Below are 18,404 nucleotides of genomic sequence, written 5' to 3'. Positions count from 1 at the left end.
GCCCCGGCGCTCGGGGTACCTTCCCCGTTGCGCCGGGACGGCCGGATCGTCAAACCTGGTGGCCGCCGGCCCCCGCTGCCGATGATCGCACCGCGGCGGCCGGCGGGACCGTCACTTGGTCGGCTGGGCCTTCGAGGTGACGGTGATGGTGCCGGCGGCGATGTCCGCCTTGATCTTGTCGACCTCGGCCTTCAGGTCCGCCGGGACCTTGCTGTCGAAGTCGTGGTACGGGGCGATCGAGACGCCGTTGTTGGCGAGCGTGCCCACGAAGCCCGGCGTGGCCTGGAGTTTCTCGCCACTGGCGGCCTTCAGCGCGGCCTCCTTGACGGCGTCCGGGATGTTCTTGACGACGGTGGTCAGGATCGCCGAGCAGTCCGGGGTGCTCTCGCAGCCGTCGATGTCCACCCAGACGACCGAGTACTTGCCGCCCGAGGCCTTGGCCGCGGAGGTGGTGCCGAGACCGGCGCCACCGGCGACCGGCATCACGATGTCGGCACCCTGCGCGACGAGCGCGTCGGAGACCTTCTTGCCCTCGTCCTGCTTCTCGAACGAGTTGGCGAAGGAGCCCTTCTGGGTGGCCTTGTCCCAGCCCAGCACCTGGACGTTCTTGCTCTTGGCCTTGTTGAAGTACGCCACGCCGTCGGCGAAGCCGTCCATGAAGATGGTGACCGGCGGGATCGGCAGGCCGCCGTAGGTGCCGACCTTGCCGGACTTGCTCATCCCGGCGGCCAGGTAGCCGGCCTGGAACCCGGCCTGCGCGGTGTCGAACTGCATCGGGTAGACGTTCGACACACCCGGGTTGGCGTCGACGATCGCGAACTGCTGGTTCGGGTTCTTCTCAGCCGCCGCCTTGGTGGCGTCCGACATCAGGCCACCGACGGCCAGGATGAAGTCGCACTTCTGGTTGACGAACCCGGTCAGGTTGACCTCGTAGTCCGCCTCAGCCTTCGACTGGACGTACTTGATGTCGATCTTGTCGTTCTGCTTCTGCGCCTCCTGCAGGCCCTTCCAGGCCGAGGCGTTGAACGACTTGTCGTCGACGCCGCCGACGTCGGTCACCATGCAGGCGCTGAACTTCTTGCCACCGTCGCCGCCGGCATTGTTGTCGTCGTCCGGAGCCTCACCACACGCGGCAGCGCCCAGCACGAGTCCACCCGCCACGATGGCGGAGGCGATCCGCATCCCACGCACAGAGCGCAAGACGTCTCCTTCCCCTTGCACACCGCGTTGTGCGCGGTGTGCAGCCCTTGCGCCGGCCTGCGATGTGCCGCCGGCGTCCCACGTTACGGACGGGAGCGTACGCCCGCGCCCACCCACCGGCCGACAATCGTGCACGACTGTTGAGCGTCCGTTACCCCGGTGTAACCCTTGGGTGGGGCACGTCACTACTTCGGGCGGTAGGGCGTGCGCGGTGGTGTCGCGAACGTCCGTTTCCCGAGCTTCCCCGACTCGCGGCGAACTAACGCCAGAACACCGCGACGGCCGCGTTGACCAGCGTCAACCCGACGATCGCGAGGAAGTGGCCACGGTTGACGGTCTCCCGCTTACGGGAGAAGAAGACCATGACGAAGATGAGCAGCGCGAGCACCAACTTGGTAACAAGTTTCGCCGGGGCCGGCTCGTCCCCGTCCCGCAGCGGGGCGGACAGCCCGATGCCGGTGAGGACCTGGATGATCGCGCCCCAGAGCATGGCCGCGTTGATGCGCAGCTTGCCGGAGACGTACTGGGCGATCCCGCCGCCGAGCAGCAGCGCGAAACCGATCAGATGGACGTAGAGAAGAATCAGTCGAAGAGCTTCCACGCCGCCCATCCTCCCCCATCAACGACGCTTTGTAGTAATGACCTGGCCGACCTGCCGTCATACCGTGACCCCTCCCCCGCGATCTTGCGGTTACCGCCCCGGCACAACGGGACGAAAGGCGCGGCACACGGGCCGAAACCGCAAGATCGCGAGGGTCCAGGGTCAGCGGAGGCGCCAGACCTGGAACGTGGGGCCGTCGGCGGGGAGAGTTACCGTGCCCTCGGCGTCCTGGTGGAGGGCGGGGGCGTCGCCGTAGACGTTGTCGGCGGCGCCCACGCCGGCCAGGCGGACCGGGGTGCCTGCGGCGCGCCTCGCCAGCACCAGCACCGTCGACGTGGGCGCCTCGCGCAGGAAGACGAGCGTGTCCGCGTCCGCGTGCACCCAGCGCAGGCCGCCGTGCCGCAGTGCCGGCTCGTCGCGGCGCAGCGTCAGCAACGACCGGTACGCCTCGAACGTGCGCCGGTCCCAGCTCTCCGGTCGGTGCCACGGCATCGGGGTACGCGAGCCCTCCCCGTTGGTGCCGGTCAGGCCCAGCTCGTCCCCGGCGAACACCACGGGCGTGCCGGGCATGGTAGCGAGCAGTCCGGCCGCCACCTCCTGCCGGGCCGCGTCGCCGACCACGGTGCGGATCCGGGCCGAGTCGTGCGAGCCGAGCAGCTGCCACGAGTGCGTGTACGACCGCCAGGACACCAGCGACCGGTACGTGTTCATGGTGGCGAGCACCGCGTCCGCGTCGCGCCGCCGCACCCCGCCCGGGGTGCCGAGGAAGTTCGGCACCGGGTCGTCGCCGTGCCGCAGCCAGGACCAGACCGGGTCGGTGAAGCCGACATAGTTCATCGTCCCGTGCCAGCCGTCGCGGTCCAGGTCACCGGTGTGGTCGTGGCCGTGCTCGGCGAGCAGCAGCCCGTCCGGCCGGGTTTCGGCGACCACCTCGCGCAGCAGCCGCGCCACCTCGTGGGTGTACGCGTCAGCGCCCCGCCGCCCGGTCATGTTCGCCACGTCGACCCGCCAGCCGTCCAGCCCGTACGGCGGGCGCAGCCAGCGGCGCAACAGCGAGTCCTCGGCGGTGGCGAACCGGCGGCGCAGCTCGGCGCTGCCCCAGTTCAGCTTCGGCAGCGACTTCACCCCGTTCCACGACTCGTAGTCCGAGCCGGGCAGGTCGAAGTAGTACAGCTCGCGTTCCGGGGCGTTGACGTCGGAGACGGCGGCGGTGAACCAGTCGTGGGCGTCGCCGGTGTGGTTGCTGGTGATGTCGCCGAGCAGACGCCAGCCCCGGGCGTGCACCGCGTCGGCGAGCCGGGCCAGCGCCGCGTCGCCGCCGAGCAGCGGGTCGACGGTGTCGAAGCTCGACGCGTCGTACCTGTGGTTGGAGCGCGCCGGGAACACCGGCGTCAGGTAGACGGTGTTGACGCCGAGCCGGTCCAGGTGGTCCAGGTGTTCGGTGACGCCGTCGAGGTCGCCGCCGTAGAACTGGCGGGGCGTCTCCGGGCCGCGGCCGATGACCGGGGTGTCCCAGTCGCACGGAATCGCCCAGTCCGGCGTGGTCCGGCCGTCGGCGGCGGCCGAGCGGGCGAACCGGTCCGGGAAGATCTGGTAGATCACCGCGTCGCGGGCCCAGGCCGGCGGCGGGGCGTAGCTGACCAGCTTGAAGTCGCCGTTGTCCGGCACGTCGTGGCCGGCCAGCCCGGCCGCGTTGAGCCAGCGGGTGCCGCTTTCGCCGTCGAGCAGGAAGCGGTAGTTGCTGACCGGGTTGCGGACCTCGACGTCGGCCCGCCACCACACGTCGCCGTTCTCGGTGCGGTCGATCCGCGCCTCGGCGAAGCGCGGCTCGCCGTCGCCGGTGGTGCGCACGTGCACCTGGGAGACGCCGGTTCCGGCCGGTACCCGGACGAAGACCGGCACGGTCTGCCCGAGCGCGGGCTCCTGCTCCGGGACGTAGGTTGCGGAGCCGTCGTGGTGCGGCTGAAGGGACATGGTGCTGCCTTTCGCGTCGTACCGACAGGGAGAGGGGGCGGGCACCCGCCGCGGTCGGTTCACCCGACCGCGGCGGTCCGCCCGAGAACCGCTCCGGTGTACGCCGACACGACGCCCTTGCCGCAGCGTGAGCCGAGGAGGCTCAGCCCTTGACCGCTCCGGAGGTGAGTCCGGAGACGATGTAGCGCTGGAGCAGCTGGAACACCAGCACCGTCGGGATCGCGGTGAGCAGCGTGCCCGCCGCGAACATCCCGAAGTTGTTGTTGCGCTCGCCCGCGACCAGGCCGAACATGCCGACCGCGAGGGTCTTCGACTCGGGTTCGGTAAGGAACACGTTGGCGATGATGAACTCGTTGATCGACCCGATGAACGCGAGCAGGCCGGTCACCGCCAGGATCGGCGCCACCAGCGGCAGCATGATCCGGAAGAAGACCTGCACGTGCGACGCGCCGTCCATGGTCGCCGACTCGTCCAGCTCCTTCGGCAGCGTGTCGAAGAAGCCCTTCATCAGCCAGGTGTTCGCGCCGAGTGCGCCACCCATGTAGAGCAGGAACAGGCCCCACGGGGTGTTGAACCCGATCGACGGGTAGAGATCGGTGAGCGTGGTGAAGATCAGGAAGATCGCCACGATCGCCAGGAACTGCGGGAACATCTGGATCAGCAGCAGCGCGAGCAGGCCGACCCGGCGTCCGGCGAAGCGCATCCGGGAGAACGCGTACGCCGCGAGCGACGACAGGAAGATCGACGCGAAGCTGGCCACGCCCGCCAGCAGCAGCGAGTTGAGGAACCAGTGGCCGAACGCGGTCCGGTCGAACAGGTTCGTGAAGTTCTCCAGCGACGCGCCGGTCGGCAGCAGCTCGGTGGAGGAGAGCGTGCCGAGCGGGTTGAGCGCCGCCGAGATCACGAACAGGATCGGGAAGAGGCTGAACGCCACCGCCAGCACTCCGACCATGTGCCGCCAGCCCACCTGTGCGAACCAGCGGCCGCGCGAGCGGCGGGCCGGCCGGCGGGTGGTCGTGGGCGTCTCCGCGATGGTGGTCACGAGTACACCTCCTCCTGCTTGCGGGTCCGCCGGAAGCTGATCGCCGACACCGTCGCCACGATCGCGAAGATGAAGATCGAGACGGTGGCGGCCAGGCCGAACTCGGCGCCCTGTGCGCCGAACGCGAGCCGGTACGTGTAGGTGATCAGCAGGTCGGTGGCGCCGTTCGTCGGGTTGTCCGGCGCGAACGGGCCGCCCTCGGTGGTGAACAGGATCGCGTTGACGTTGTTGAAGTTGTACGCGAACGACGCGATCAGCAGCGGCGAGAGCGCCACCAGCAGCAGCGGCAGGGTGACCGACCGGAACGACTGCCAGGGTGACGCGCCGTCGACAGAGGTCGCCTCGGTCAGCTCCCGCGGGATGGCCTGCAACGCGCCGGTGGCCACCAGGAACATGTACGGGTAGCCGAGCCAGAGCTGCACCAGCAGCACCGCGATCCGGGCCGACCAGTTGCCGCCGAACCAATCGACGTCCAGCCCGAACAGGTTGTTGAGCAGGCCGAAGTCGGTGTTGAACATGTCCCGCCAGATCAGCAGCATCGCGAACGACGGCATGGCGTACGGCAGGATCAGCAGCACCCGGTAGAAGTTGGTGCCGCGCATCCGGGGTGAGTGCAGCGCGAGCGCAATGGCCATGCCGAGCAGGAACGTCAGGCCGGTGGACCCGATCGCGAACGCGAAGTTCCAGGCCAGCGTGCCGAAGAACGGACCGGAGATGTTCGGGTCGGTGAGCACGGTGCTGAAGTTCTTCAGCCCGACGTTGACCTTCCAGCCCTGGGCGAGACGCTCGCCGTCGGCGGCGACGAAGGAGCCGGACTCCCCGTCGGCGGTCCACGTCTTGCCGGTCTCGCTGTCCTTGACGCAGTCGCACGCGGCGTCGTACGCCCGGATCGCCTTGCCCTCGTAGGCCCGAGTGAGGCCGTTGGAGCGGATGGCGCCCTCGTCGGTGGGCACGATGAGCGCGGTGACGGCGTCGCTGCGGCTGCTGGCCTGCCCGATGTTCAGCAGGGTGTAGCCGTCCGCGGCGGTGATCTTGCCGCTGAGGCTGCTCACCTCGACGTCGGCGGCGTCCAGCTTGCGCAGCCCGTCCGCGTCGCCGGCGAAGACGTCCTTGGTCTTCGGGTCGCTGAGCAGGAAGACCAGGGAGCCGGTCGCCGGGTCGCCCTTCGTGGCGATGGTGAGGTTGTACTCGGTCGAGCCGGGGACCTGCTTCACCGAGGAGGTCTGCACGGCGACGATCGCGTCGTCCTTGCTGCCGCGGTGGCCGTCGCCGAAGTTCGTGAACGCGGTGCTCGCGGTGTAGAGCACCGGGAAGACCTGGAACGCGATCAGGAAGAGCGTGCCGGGGACCAGGTACTTGGCCGGGATGTGCCGGCGGCTCAGGTAGAGGTAGAACAGGCCGGCGGTGGTGACCGCCAGGACGCCCAGCGCGATCCAGTGTTCGGCCTCGATGAGCGGGAAGGCCGCCCAGATCGCGATCCCGGCCACCAGGCCGAGCAGGACCACCTTGACGACGAGGCCGGTCGCGGTGATCGGCGCGTGTTGCCGCGCGGTACGGGACGTGCGCGGGAGCCCACGGCGTACGGGCTCCCGGCCCGGGGCCTGCGGTGCAGACCCCGGGCCGGACAGCGGCGCGCTCATTACTTGATCTGACCCTGGATGGTCTTGCCGGCGGCCGTGATCGTCTTGGCCGGGTCGGCGCCGCCGATGATGGCGGCCTCCGCCTTGCCGAACGGATCCCAGATCGCGGCCATGGCCGGGATCGCCGGGAGCACCTGGCCGTTCTTGCCGGCCTCGGAGAACTTGGCCAGGTCCGCGTCCTCGCCCTTGACCTGGTCGAAGGCGGCGGTCAGCGCCGGCGGGCGCGGCTCGGCCTTGTACAGCGCGACGGCCAGCTCGGGCTTGGTCACGTAGTTGGTGACGAACTCCTGGGCCAGGGCCTTGTTCTTGCCCTTGGCAGCCACGTAGAACGCCTGGACGCCCACGAACGGCTGGGCCTCCTTGCCACCGGCGAAGCCGGGGACCGCGGAGATGTCGTACTTGATGCCGGCCTTCTTGGCGTCGGCCACGGCCCACGGGCCGGAGACCAGGAAGGCGCACTTCTTGCCGGTGAAGGTGGAGATGGCGTTCTCCGGGGTGATGGAACGCTTCAGCGCGCCGTCGCCCTTCTCACCGAGCTTCGCGATCTTCTGGAAGGCAGCGATCGACTCCGGCTTGCCCACGCCCAGGTCCTTGGGGTCGTAGTCGCCGTTCGCCGCGGTGCCGAACAGGTAGCCGCCGCCCGAGGTGTAGAGCGGGTAGATGTGGTACGCGTCGCCGTTCTGGCCGGACTGGAGGCACAGGATCTCGCTGGCCTTCTTCTCGGCCTTGAGCTTCTTGCCGGCGGCGACCAGGTCCTCGATCGTCTTCGGCGCCTCGGGGGCCAGCTCGGTGTTGCGGATCAGCGCGATGTTCTCGGTGGCGTAGGGCACGCCGTAGAGCTGGCCGTTGAACGTGACGGCCTTGACGGCGGTCTCGTTGAAGCCGGCCTTCTGCTCGGCCGGGAGCTGCACCGGGTCGATGGCGCCGTTCTGGACCAGGTTGCCGATCCAGTCGTGCGCGCCGACCACGACGTCCGGGCCGCTGCCCTGCTGCGAGGCGGTGACGAAGTTGGTCTGCAGGTCCTTGGAGACGGCCTGGACCTCGACGGTCACGCCGTTCTCCTTGCCGAACTCCTCGGCGAACGGCTTGAGGGCGGCCGTGCGCTTGTCGTCGGCCCAGATGACCAGCTTGCCGCCGGTCGCCTTGGCGGACTCGCCGGCGGCCGGCTTGTCGTCGCTGCCGCTGTCACCACAGCCGGAGGCGGCGAGCGCCAGGCCGAGGACGGCGACCACACCCGCGGTACGGATGCGCATCGGTACTCCTGTCGTCATGGCGGCCCGCCGGGGGAAGGGCGGCCCACCAGTGGAAACCTCTGAAATTTCTTGCTGACCGACGCAGGGGTGCTGCGCCGCTGCTCTCGCATGTTGCGGGGACGTTAGCAAGAGGTTGCAGAGAATGGAAGGGCTTGCAGAAGTGTACGCAAGACTTTGCCGTTGGGCTAAAGTGCCGCACATGCGCGCTCGACTGTCCGACATCGCCCAACAGGCCGAAGTCAGCGAGGCCACGGTGTCGCGGGTGCTCAACGACCGCCCCGGCGTGGCCCCCGAGACCCGGCAGGCCGTCCTCACCGCCCTCGATGTGCTCGGCTACGAACGCCCGGCCCGGCTGCGCAAGCGCAGCGCCGGGCTGGTCGGCCTGGTCGTGCCGGAGCTGGACAACCCGATCTTCCCGGCGTTCGCCCAGATCATCGAGTCCGCGCTCGCCCCGACCGGCTACACCCCGGTGCTCTGCACGCAGACCCCGGGCGGCGTCCGCGAGGACGAGTACGTGGAGATGCTGCTGGACCGGCAGGTCTCCGGCATCGTGTTCGTCTCCGGCCTGCACGCCGACACCGCCGCGGACCACGACCGCTACCGCACGCTGCTGGCCCGGCCGCTGCCGATCGTCATGATCAACGGTTACGCGCCGGGCATCCCCGCGCCGTTCGTCTCCTGCGACGACCGGGAGTCGGCCGAACTCGCCGTCGCTCACCTGGTGGCGCTCGGGCACCGCCGGATCGGCCTGATCACCGGCCCGGACCGGTTCGTGCCGGTGCAGCGCAAGGTCGCCGGCTACAAGGCCGCGATGGGGCGCCTCACCGACATCACCACCGACGAGCTGACGGAGCTGACCGAGCTGTCGCTGTTCGGCGTCGAGGGCGGCGAGGCGGCCGCCGGCCGGCTCATCGAACGCGGCGTAACAGGACTGGTCTGCGGCTCGGACCTGATGGCGCTCGGCGCGATCCGGGCCGCCCGCCAGCGCGGCCTGTCGGTGCCCGGCGACGTCTCCGTGGTCGGGTACGACGACTCCCCGCTGATGGCGTTCACCGACCCGCCGCTGACCACCGTGCGCCAGCCGGTGGCCGCCATGGCGGTGGCAGCGGTGCGGGCCCTGGTCGACGAGATCAACGGCCACCCCTCCCCGAACTCCGAGTACCTCTTCCGGCCCGAGCTGGTGGTCCGCGGCTCGACCGCGGTGACCCGCCCCGCCGACCCCCCGAAGCGCCAGCGCCCCGCCAGCCCGTCCTCCCCTTCCCTCCCCATCCCCGCCTGACGCCCCGCACTCCCCTCCCTCCCTCCCCCCTCCCTCCCCCTTCCCTCCAGCCCCGGCTCAGGGCGCGGCGATCATGAAGTTGGCGGGGACAAAGCGGGCAGAGACTGCCGTCAACCTCATGATCGACCGGATCGGCGGCAGTGGGGGTGGTGGGCGTCCCGGGATGCGGGAGACGGGGGCAGGGTCGGCGCGGGTGATGGCTGTCATTTCTTGCGCAAGGAATGCTTGACTCTTGCAGGGCTGTGGCGGCATTCTGCTCTGACACCCTGCGCCACCACAGAACGGGAATCGACAGCGATGACCTCCGCCACCACCCCCACGCCACGGACCGCCGACGACGACTGGTGGCGGTCCGCGGTCGTCTACCAGGTGTACGTCCGCAGCTTCGCCGACGCGAACGCCGACGGGGTCGGTGACCTCCAGGGCATCCGGCAGCGCCTTCCCTACCTGCGCGACCTCGGCGTGGACGCGCTCTGGCTGACGCCGTTCTACACCTCGCCGCAGGTCGACGCCGGCTACGACGTGGCCGACTACCGCGACGTCGACCCGCTGTTCGGCAACCTGACCGACTTCGACGAGATGATCACCGACGCGCACGCGCTCGGCCTGCGGATCATCGTCGACATGGTGCCCAACCACACCTCCAGCGCGCACCCGTGGTTCGCCGCCGCGCTCGCCGCCGGCCCCGGTTCGCCGGAGCGTGAGCGCTACCTGTTCGCCGACGGCAAGGGCGAGCAGGGCGAGCTGCCCCCGAACGACTGGGAGAGCATCTTCGGCGGCCCGGCCTGGACGCGCGTGGTCGACGGCCAGTGGTACCTGCACCTGTTCGACCCGGCCCAGCCCGACCTGAACTGGCGTCACCCCGAGGTACGGGCCGAGTTCGAGGACGTCCTGCGCTTCTGGCTGGACCGGGGCGTGGACGGCTTCCGGATCGACGTGGCCCACGGAATGATCAAGGCCGAGGGCCTGCCGGACGTCGGTTTCAACTCGATGACCACCGGCCGGCGCCAGTCCGAGCTGCTGGGCAAGGGCCGGCTGCCGTACTTCGACCAGGACGAGGTGCACGACATCTACCGCGCCTGGCGGCCGATCCTGGACAGCTACCCGGGCGGCCGGATGGCGGTGGCCGAGGCGTGGGCCGAGACCCCGCAGCGACTGGCCCGTTACATCGGCCCGGACGAGCTGCACCAGGCGTTCAGCTTCGACTTCCTCGACGCCACCTGGTCGGCCGACTCGTTCCGCAAGGTGATCGACACGGCGCTGGCCGAGTCCACGATCGTGGGCGCGCCGACCACCTGGGTGCTGTCCAACCACGACCGGCAGCGGCACGTCACCCGGTACGGCGACGGCGAGGTCGGCCTGCGCCGCGCCCGCGCCGCCGCGCTGCTGATGTTCGCGCTGCCCGGCTGCGCGTACGTCTACCAGGGCGAGGAACTGGGCCTGCCGGAGGTGCTGGACCTCCCCGACGAGCTGCGCCAGGACCCGGCGTTCCGGCGTACCGGGGAGAGCCGCGACGGCTGCCGGGTGCCGATCCCGTGGGGCGGCGACCTGCCCCCGTACGGCTTCGGGCCCGACGGCAGCGAGCTGAGCTGGCTGCCGGCGCCGGCGACCTGGCGGGAGCTGTCGGTGGCCGCCCAGGCCGGTGCGCCCGGCTCGACGCTGGAGCTGTACCGGACCGCGCTGCGGATCCGGCACGAGCACCCGGCGCTCGCCGGGGTCGGCGGCATCACCTGGCTGGAGACCGAGCCCGGCGTACTCGCGTTCCGCCGCGCCGCCGCGGACGTCGAGCTGACCTGTGTGGTCAACATCAGCGGCGCCGACGTGACGGTGAGCGGCCACGGCCGCCCGCTCGTCGCGAGCGCCGACCTCACCGAGCGGGGCGACGGGCACGTCCTGCCGGTGGACGCGGCTGCGTGGTTCGAACGGCGCTGAGCCGGGTAACCCGCCAACGACCTGGCCGTCCGTTGTGCTCCGCGCCGACGGGCGGCTGGGCTGCCGACCCCTTGTGGTGGGGGGTGAGGTGGTCCCGGCCCCTCGGGAGTCCGCTCCCGGGGGGCCGGTGTCCATCCCGGCAGCCCGGGGTACCACCGGGGGATGACCGCACGCGTGGCGCAGTACACCCTCGATGTCAGCGACCTGGACCGGATGGCCCGGTTCTGGTCCGCCGCCCTCGGCTACACCGTCTCGCAGGGCGACGACGGCAACGCGAAGCTCTACCCGCCGCCCGGCCGGCCCGGCCCGACCGTCTGGTTGCAGGGCAGCGGCACCCCGAAGCGCGGCAAGAACCGGCTCCACCTGGACCTGGTCGCCGACGAGGGGCAGACGGCGGAGGTCGAGCGACTGATCGGGCTCGGCGCCCGGCGCGCCGACGTCGGGCAGACCGGCGCGGAGGGCTTCGTGGTGCTCGTCGACCCGGAGGACAACGAGTTCTGCGTGCTCGACGGGCCGCCGCGCTGAGCGTCCTCAGCCGCCCTTGGCGGTGAGCAGCGCGGCGATCCGGGCGAACCCGGCCCGGATCTCCTCCCGGTCGGGCGCCTTCGCCGGCTCGGGCTCCGGCTCGCGCTCGGCGGCCCGTTCCAGCTCCTCGTCGATGACGTCCTCGAAGTCGCCGTACAGGTCAGCCTGGTCGATCTCGGCCGCCTCGTCCTCGGCGGCGATCTGCGCGGCGGCGATCTCACCCCGGATCTCCTCCGGCGTGAGCGCGGGCAGCAGCGGCTCCACCACCGCCATCAACTGCTCCTCGGCCACCACCGCCTCGGCCAGCGCCAGCGCGTGCGCCCGCTCGTACGGGCCGCAGACCACCGGCTCCCACTCGTCGTCCGCGCCGAGCGGGCCGAACGTGATGATCCACGGCAGGCCGAGCATCGGCGAGTCGTCCGGCAGGTCGAGTGTCACGAGTGCGCCCACCGGCCCATCATCGTCGGACGGGATCCGCCCGGGGAACGCATCGGCTCGACTCTCCCCGCTCAGGGGACCACGCTCAGCCACGCGTGCCGGCGTCCAGCGCCGCGCGGACCAGGGCGACCGCCCGCTCCGGCGGGACGCCCAGGCGGCGCGCCTCGGCGGCGTACCCGGCGGCGGCCTGCTGCAACCGGTCGACGGCGTCGTCCCGCCCCGGCGCGACCACCGTGCCGTGCCGGCCGCGCGTCTGGACCAGCCCGGCGGCCTCCAGCTCCCGGTAGGCCCGCGCCACCGTGTTCACCGCCAGCCCCAGGTCCGCCGCGAGCTGCCGGACCGCGGGCAGCCGGGTCCCCACCGGCAGCCGCCCGTCGCCGATCCGCGCCGCGAACTGCGCGCGCACCTGCTCGTACGGCGGCACCGCCGACGCCGCGTCGATCCGGATCCGCGCGCTCATCCCGCCCCTCCCGGCGTTCCCGGTTCGGTTTCCTCGTCGAGCACGTCCGCCTCCACGTCCACCTCCCGGGCGCCGCCCTCGGCCAGGTCCACCACCCGGCCGTACGGGCTGGTGGCGGCGAGCGCCGCGCCGAAGAGCACCAACTGGTTGAGCAGGTAGAGGTAGAGCAGCAGGCCCACGGCGGTGGCGACCACCGTGTACGCCGGGTTCCGCTCGGTGCGTACCACGTAGTAGCGCCCCACCGTGTTGAGCAGGGTGATGCCGATCGCGACGGCGAGCACCGCCGGTCGCAGCCGGCGCCGGCTCATCCGCAGCCGGGGCACTGCGAGCAGCAGCGCGGCGGCCAGCACGGCGTTGACGAGCACGCTCAGCACCGCGCTGACCGTGGTCAGGCCCACCGAGCCGGTGCTGCGCAGCAGGAAACGCAGCAGCGACTCCAGCGCGTCCACGGCGGCGACCGAGACGAACAGCAGCACGAAGACCGCGACCAGCACGCCCAGGTCGACCAGCCGCCGCATCACCAGGTTGCCGGGCTGCTGGTTGAAGCCGTACATCAGCCGCTGCGAGGAGCGGATCGCCTCCACCCAGCCGATGCCGGTGAACACCAGGATGACCAGGCCGACCACGCCGACGGTGTTGCTGCTCTCGGCGATCTGCGCCGGGTCGAGAAAGGGCAGGTTCTCTTCGAGGAAGTGGGCGGCCGCGCGGCTGACCTCCTCGTTGTCGCGCAGCACCGCGCCGAACACCCAGTACGCGACGAGCGCGAGCGCGAACACGGCGAAGAAGCCGTAGTACGCGATGGCGGCGGCGAGCCGCCCGGCGAGCAGGTCGGCGTAGAGCGTCCCGGCCCGCCACACGTGGTCGAAGACCGACGACCGGCCCCGGGCCGCGTCGATGCGGCGCCCGACCGCCGCCTCGATCCGGCCGAAGACGTTCACCCCGTCATCCTCGCTGATCTCCGCCCGTGGCGGAGGAGCCCCGGCCGGTCGAATGTTCAGCTCGCCCCGCCGAGCCGGAAGTCGCGCCGGGGCTGCCACCGGGTAGCCCCGCTGTGCGAGAACAGCGTGAACGCCTCCACCTGGAACAGCGCGGAGAAGTCGGCCAGATCCTCGTACGCCTTGTCGAGCACCTCGGGTGGCACGTCCTGCGCCACTGTGACGTGCGGGTGGTACGGGAAACGCAGCTCGCGGCGCAGCTCGGGAGCGGAGTTGATGGCGGCGGCCAGCAGTTCGCACTCGCTGATCCCGGCCGCCACCGCCACGAAGACCACCTGGGTGACCGGACGGAACGTGCCGGTGCCGCGCAGGTGCAGCGTGAACGGCAGGTGCGCGGCGGCGACCCGGTCCAGGTGCTCCTCGACGGCGGGCAGCGCGCGTACCGGAATCTCGGTGGGCCCGAGCAGGGTGACGTGCGCGGGGACGGCCGCCGGGTCGCCGGCCTCGACCCGGCGGCGGGTGAGCATCCCGCCCCACGGCTCGGGGATGTCGACGGCGATCCCGATCTGGATCGTGTCCGCGCCGCCCGGCGCCGCGTCATTGCCCGCCACGTCGCGCGCCACCCCTCCGGCCTCCGGCTGCGTCACCCGTCCCGCCCGGGCCGCTACTCGAACCGCACCGGCGGGAAGAAACCGACCCGCTCGTACGCCGCACGCAGCGTCGCGTCGGCCACCACGCGGGCCTTCTCCGCGCCCCGCGCGAGCAGCTTGTCCAGTTGGGCCGGGTCGTTCAGGTAGCCGTTCGTGCGTTCCTGGATCGGGGTGACGAACTCGCGCACCACCTCGGCCAGGTCCTTCTTGAGGTCGCCGTAGCCCTTGCCGTCGTACGCGGCCACCAGGTCGTCGATGGACCGGCCGGACAGCGCCGAGTAGATGGTGAGCAGGTTGCTGATGCCCGGCTTGCCCTCGGCGTCGAAGACGATCTCGCGGCCGGTGTCGGTGACCGCCGAGCGGATCTTCTTGGCCGAGCGGGCCGGGTCCTCCAGCAGGTCGATGATGCCGGCCGGGGAGGACGACGACTTCGACATCTTCGCCGTCGGGTCCTGCAGGTCGGTGATCTTCGCGGTGTCCTTCACGATGTGCGGCGCGGGCACCGTGAAGGTGCGCCCGAACAGCGAGTTGAACCGCTGCGCCAGGTCGCGGGACAGCTCCAGGTGCTGCCGCTGGTCCTCGCCGACCGGCACCGCGTTCGCCTGGTAGAGCAGGATGTCGGCGGCCTGCAGGATCGGGTACGTGAACAGGCCGACGCTGGCCCGCTCGCTGCCCTGCTTCTGCGACTTGTCCTTGAACTGGGTCATCCGGCCGGCCTCGCCGAACCCGGTGATGCAGCCGAGCACCCAGGCCAGCTGCGGGTGCTCGGGCACCTGCGACTGGACGAACAGCGTGCTGCGCTCCGGGTCGAGGCCGAGCGCGAACAGCTGCGCGGCGGCCACCCGGCTGCGGTGCTTGAGCACCTTGGGGTCGTGCCCGGCGGTGATCGCGTGCAGGTCGACCACGCAGTAGTAGGCGTCGTGGCTGTCCTGCAACGCCACCCAGTGCCGCAGCGCGCCCAGGTAGTTGCCGAGGTGGAACGAGTCGGCCGTCGGCTGGATGCCGGAGAAGACGCGCGGGCGGGCGGGTACGTCGGACATGGCGGCAATTCTGTCAGCAAGCCCCGGCGTCCGTCATGACGGGCCGGTGGATCGGGCGGGTACGGGCGGAAGCGGACCGTTCACCTCACGCCGGGGCTCGGGCAGCCGCGCGGCGGAGACCGCCAGGCGGGACACCCGCCGGCCGTCGAGCGCCAGCACCCGCAGCAGCCAGCCGGCCGGATCGGCGGGGACCGATCCGCCGTCCGGGTCGAGCGCCACCGGCACCTCGTCCCCGGCCACCGGCAGCCGGCCCAGCGCGGCCATCACGAACCCGCCCACCGTCTCGTACGGGCCGGCGGGCAGCGGCACCCCGGTACGTTCGGCGAAGTCGGTCAGGTTGAGCCGGCCGTCCACGACGGCGGGCAGCCCGGTGGATTCCGGCTCGGGCGGGCCGTGCTCCTCGTCGCGGATCTCCCCGACCAGTTCCTCGACCAGGTCCTCGCAGGTGACGATGCCGGCGGTGCCGCCGTACTCGTCGATGACCACGGCCAGGTGGTGGCCCTCCCGGCGCATCTCGGTCAGCGCCGCGAGCACGCGCTTGCTGTCCGGCAGGCGTTTCACCTCGCGGGTCAGCTCGCCGACCACCAGCGGCCGGTCCGGTTCCGGGCGCAGCAGCACGTCCCGCAGGTGCACCATGCCGACCACGTCGTCGTGGGTGCCGTCGACCACCGGGTAGCGGGTGTGCGGGTCGTCCCGGACCAGTCGCCGCGCCTGGGCCAGCGGCAGCGCCGCGCTGAGGAAGACCACCTCGGTGCGGGGCACCATGACCTCGCGGACGAGCCGGGCGCCGGCCAGCAGCACCTCGTCGATGATCCGGCGCTCGTCGGCGTCGAGCAGCGTGTTCGCCGCGACCAGGTCCCGCAGCTCGGCCTCGCTGATCCGCTCCCGGCCGGCGACCGGGCTGGCGCCGAGCAGGTCGGTCACCAGGCGGGTGGCGCCGTCGGCGGCCCGCACCACGAGGCGGGCCACGGTGCGGGCCAGCGGGCCGGGTTCGCGTCGGAGCCGCCCCGGCGGACGCCGCCGGGGCCCGGGACCACCACCCTCCCGCATGAGAAGGATGGTAGACAGCGGCCACCGTACGCTCGGGTCAATGTTCGGATCTGTTCAGTCATGAAGGATTGTGATGGAATGGAGGCGGGCTCAACTCGACAGCCGCGACACCGCCCCCGGCCGTAGGGTGATCGCGGGAAGGCCGCGGGACGCGGCCCAGGCAGGAGGACGACCGACGTGAAACTGCTCGTCACCGGCGGCGCCGGCTACATCGGCAGCGTGGTGACCCGGATGCTGCTCGACCACGGCCACCAGGTGACCGTGCTGGACGACCTGCGCACCGGTCACCGGGAAGCCCTCGCCCCCGAGGCGACCCACGTCGACCTGCCGGTGCACGAGGCCGCCCGGGTGCTCACCCCCGACGCCGGGTACGACGGCGTGCTGCACTTCGCCGCCCTCATCGCCGCCGGCGAGTCGATGATCCGGCCCGAGCTGTACTGGCACACCAACACCGTCGGCTCGATCGCGCTCATCGACGCGGTCCGCGCCGCCCGGGTGCCCCGGATGGTCTTCTCCTCCACCGCCGCCGTCTACGGCAACCCCACCGAACTGCCCATCCCGGAAACGGCCGTCAAGGCCCCCACCAGCACCTACGGCGCGACCAAGCTGGCCGTCGACATGGCGCTCACCTCCGAGGCGATCGCGCACGACCTGGCCGCCGTCTCGCTGCGCTACTTCAACGTCGCCGGGGCGTACCTGCGCGACGGGCTGGCCATCGGCGAACGGCACGCCCCGGAGACGCACCTCATCCCGATCGCGCTCGACGTGGCCGCCGGGCGGCGGGAGAAGCTCCAGCTCTTCGGCGACGACTACCCCACTGTCGACGGCACCTGCGTACGCGACTACATCCACGTGGAGGACCTGGCCCGCGCCCACCTGCTCGCGCTCGACGCGGCCACCCCGGGCCGGCACCGCATCTACAACCTGGGCAACGGCAACGGCTTCACCAACCGGCAGGTCGTCGACGTGGTCCGCGAGGTCACCGGCCACCCGGTGCCGGTCGAGGTCGCCCCACGCCGCGAGGGCGACCCGGCCGAACTGGTCGCGTCCTCCGCGCTCGCCCGCGACGAGCTGGGCTGGACGCCGGCCAAGCCCACCCTGCACGACATGGTCGGCGACGCCTGGGCGTTCTACCGGGCCCACGTCGCGGGGCAGCCCTCATGACCGTTGCCGACCGCGCCGCCGCCGGCTTCCGGCAGCGGTACGGCACCGAGCCGGCCGGCCGCTGGGCGGCACCCGGACGGGTCAACCTGATCGGCGAGCACACCGACTACAACGACGGCTTCGTGCTGCCCTTCGCGCTGCCACTGCGTACCGTGGTCGCCGCCGCGCCCGCCCCCGACGGACGCTGGACGGTCTGGTCGGAGCTGGACGACGAGCCGGTCGAGTTCGGCGCGGCGGAGGCCGACGAGCCCGGCGGCGTCGACGGCTGGGCCGCCTACGTGGCCGGGGTGGTGTGGGCGCTGCGCGCCGCCGGCCACGACGTGCCGGGCGCGCGGCTCGCCGTCGCCTCCGACGTGCCGGTCGGCTCCGGGCTCTCCTCGTCGGCCGCGATCGAGTCGGCGGTGCTGGCCGCGCTGGTCGACCTCGGCGGCCTCGACCTGCCCGCGCAGGCGTGGCCCCGGCTGGCCCAGCGGGCCGAGAACGACTACGTCGGCGCGCCCACCGGGATCATGGACCAGTCCGCCGTGATCCGCGGCCGGGCCGGGCACGCCCTGTTCCTCGACTGCCGCACCGAGGAGGTCGAGCAGATCCCGTTCGACCTGGACGCCGCCGGGCTGGCCGTGCTGGTGATCGACAGCCGGGCGCCGCACCGGCACGCGGACGGCGAGTACGCCGCCCGGCGCCGCAGTTGCGAGCGGGCCGCCGCGACGCTCGGGGTGACCGCGCTGCGCGACGTCGACGTGGCCGACCTCGACGCCGCGCTGGCCCGCCTCGACGACGACGAGACCCGCCGCCGGGTCCGGCACGTCGTCACCGAGAACCAGCGGGTGCTCGACACCGTCGCGCTGCTGCGCACCGGCCGGGTGCGCGACACCGGTCCGCTGCTGACCGCCTCGCACGCCTCCATGCGCGACGACTTCGAGATCACCGTGCCGGAGATCGACACCGCGGTCGAGGCGGCGCTGTCCGCCGGGGCGTACGGCGCGCGGATGACCGGCGGCGGTTTCGGCGGCTGCGTGCTCGCCCTGATCGACGCCGAGGCCGCCGACCCGGTGGCCGCCGCCGTCACCGAGGCGTACGCGAAGCGCGGCTTCACCGCCCCCGGCACCCTCACGGTGCTCCCGGCCGACGGCGTCACCCGCCTGGGCTGAGGGTGTAAGGAAGGGCCCCTTATTAACGCCTGCGGTAGAGGAAGGGCCCCTTGTTAACAGCGCGCTGTTA

Annotated in this window: 17 protein-coding genes; 5 read left to right on the top strand and 12 right to left on the bottom strand. The window is 71.7% G+C overall.

Annotated elements, in window-relative coordinates:
- Positions 1–111 precede the first annotated feature (111 nt).
- From PVK74_RS25125 to PVK74_RS25100, 6 genes are all read right to left on the bottom strand, one after another.
- The gene (locus PVK74_RS25125) at positions 112–1,182 is read right to left on the bottom strand and encodes a BMP family lipoprotein (protein WP_274479317.1); all 1,071 of its coding nucleotides are present in this window, start codon (positions 1,180–1,182) and stop codon (positions 112–114) included.
- Positions 1,183–1,459: 277 nt separating this feature from the next.
- On the bottom strand, positions 1,460–1,801 hold the full coding sequence (locus PVK74_RS25120) for a hypothetical protein (RefSeq protein ID WP_030501184.1): 342 nt from the start codon (positions 1,799–1,801) through the stop codon (positions 1,460–1,462).
- 162 nt (positions 1,802–1,963) lie between these two features.
- Positions 1,964–3,775, bottom strand: coding sequence for a glycoside hydrolase family 13 protein (locus tag PVK74_RS25115; RefSeq protein ID WP_274477380.1), 1,812 nt, complete (start codon positions 3,773–3,775; stop codon positions 1,964–1,966).
- A gap of 142 nt (positions 3,776–3,917) precedes the next feature.
- Positions 3,918–4,817 carry a sugar ABC transporter permease gene (locus PVK74_RS25110; RefSeq protein ID WP_274477379.1) on the bottom strand — a complete coding sequence of 300 codons (900 nt, stop codon included), beginning with the start codon at positions 4,815–4,817 and terminating at the stop codon, positions 3,918–3,920.
- On the bottom strand, positions 4,814–6,457 hold the full coding sequence (locus PVK74_RS25105; protein ID WP_274477378.1) for an ABC transporter permease subunit: 1,644 nt from the start codon (positions 6,455–6,457) through the stop codon (positions 4,814–4,816). Before PVK74_RS25105 ends, PVK74_RS25110 begins: the two co-directional genes overlap by 4 nt.
- A complete protein-coding gene (locus PVK74_RS25100) occupies positions 6,457–7,710 on the bottom strand; it encodes a sugar ABC transporter substrate-binding protein (RefSeq protein ID WP_030501180.1) in 1,254 nt (417 codons plus the stop codon). The genes PVK74_RS25105 and PVK74_RS25100 overlap by 1 nt, the downstream gene beginning before the upstream one ends.
- A 199-nt stretch (positions 7,711–7,909) precedes the next feature.
- On the opposite strand from PVK74_RS25100, the gene PVK74_RS25095 reads away from it, so the two are divergent.
- From PVK74_RS25095 to PVK74_RS25085, 3 genes are all read left to right on the top strand, one after another.
- Positions 7,910–8,989, top strand: coding sequence for a LacI family DNA-binding transcriptional regulator (locus tag PVK74_RS25095; RefSeq protein ID WP_274477377.1), 1,080 nt, complete (start codon positions 7,910–7,912; stop codon positions 8,987–8,989).
- A gap of 297 nt (positions 8,990–9,286) precedes the next feature.
- Positions 9,287–10,921: a glycoside hydrolase family 13 protein gene (locus tag PVK74_RS25090; RefSeq protein WP_064447615.1), complete on the top strand. Its 1,635-nt coding sequence runs from the start codon at positions 9,287–9,289 to the stop codon at positions 10,919–10,921.
- 162 nt (positions 10,922–11,083) lie between these two features.
- On the top strand, positions 11,084–11,446 hold the full coding sequence (locus tag PVK74_RS25085) for a VOC family protein (protein WP_043326789.1): 363 nt from the start codon (positions 11,084–11,086) through the stop codon (positions 11,444–11,446).
- A gap of 6 nt (positions 11,447–11,452) precedes the next feature.
- Here PVK74_RS25085 and PVK74_RS25080 read toward each other — a convergent pair whose 3' ends face one another.
- The 6 genes from PVK74_RS25080 to PVK74_RS25055 form a co-directional block, all read right to left on the bottom strand.
- Positions 11,453–11,896, bottom strand: coding sequence for a hypothetical protein (locus PVK74_RS25080; protein WP_043326791.1), 444 nt, complete (start codon positions 11,894–11,896; stop codon positions 11,453–11,455).
- Between the two features lie 73 nt (positions 11,897–11,969).
- Positions 11,970–12,344: a GntR family transcriptional regulator gene (locus tag PVK74_RS25075; RefSeq protein WP_043326793.1), complete on the bottom strand. Its 375-nt coding sequence runs from the start codon at positions 12,342–12,344 to the stop codon at positions 11,970–11,972.
- Positions 12,341–13,282, bottom strand: coding sequence for a YhjD/YihY/BrkB family envelope integrity protein (locus PVK74_RS25070; protein WP_043326794.1), 942 nt, complete (start codon positions 13,280–13,282; stop codon positions 12,341–12,343). The genes PVK74_RS25075 and PVK74_RS25070 overlap by 4 nt, the downstream gene beginning before the upstream one ends.
- A 56-nt stretch (positions 13,283–13,338) precedes the next feature.
- On the bottom strand, positions 13,339–13,926 hold the full coding sequence (locus PVK74_RS25065; protein WP_043326796.1) for a 2'-5' RNA ligase family protein: 588 nt from the start codon (positions 13,924–13,926) through the stop codon (positions 13,339–13,341).
- 17 nt (positions 13,927–13,943) lie between these two features.
- Positions 13,944–14,969 carry a tryptophan--tRNA ligase gene (gene trpS / locus PVK74_RS25060; protein ID WP_043326798.1) on the bottom strand — a complete coding sequence of 342 codons (1,026 nt, stop codon included), beginning with the start codon at positions 14,967–14,969 and terminating at the stop codon, positions 13,944–13,946.
- A 33-nt stretch (positions 14,970–15,002) separates the two neighbouring features.
- Positions 15,003–16,019: a hemolysin family protein gene (locus PVK74_RS25055; protein ID WP_247677257.1), complete on the bottom strand. Its 1,017-nt coding sequence runs from the start codon at positions 16,017–16,019 to the stop codon at positions 15,003–15,005.
- Positions 16,020–16,196: 177 nt separating this feature from the next.
- Between PVK74_RS25055 and galE the strand changes: the two genes are divergently transcribed.
- Together galE and galK are read left to right on the top strand one after the other, a co-directional pair.
- Entirely contained in the window at positions 16,197–17,183 is a 987-nt protein-coding gene (gene galE, locus PVK74_RS25050) for a UDP-glucose 4-epimerase GalE (protein ID WP_187693952.1), read from the top strand.
- Entirely contained in the window at positions 17,180–18,334 is a 1,155-nt protein-coding gene (gene galK, locus PVK74_RS25045) for a galactokinase (RefSeq protein WP_274477372.1), read from the top strand. The genes galE and galK overlap by 4 nt, the downstream gene beginning before the upstream one ends.
- Positions 18,335–18,404 lie beyond the last annotated feature (70 nt).

The organism is Micromonospora chalcea (assembly GCF_028768405.1).
GTDB classification, from domain to species: domain Bacteria; phylum Actinomycetota; class Actinomycetes; order Mycobacteriales; family Micromonosporaceae; genus Micromonospora; species Micromonospora chalcea.
The sequence above is the reverse complement of the archived record's forward strand: the minus strand, read 5'-3'. Positions and strand labels throughout refer to the sequence as shown.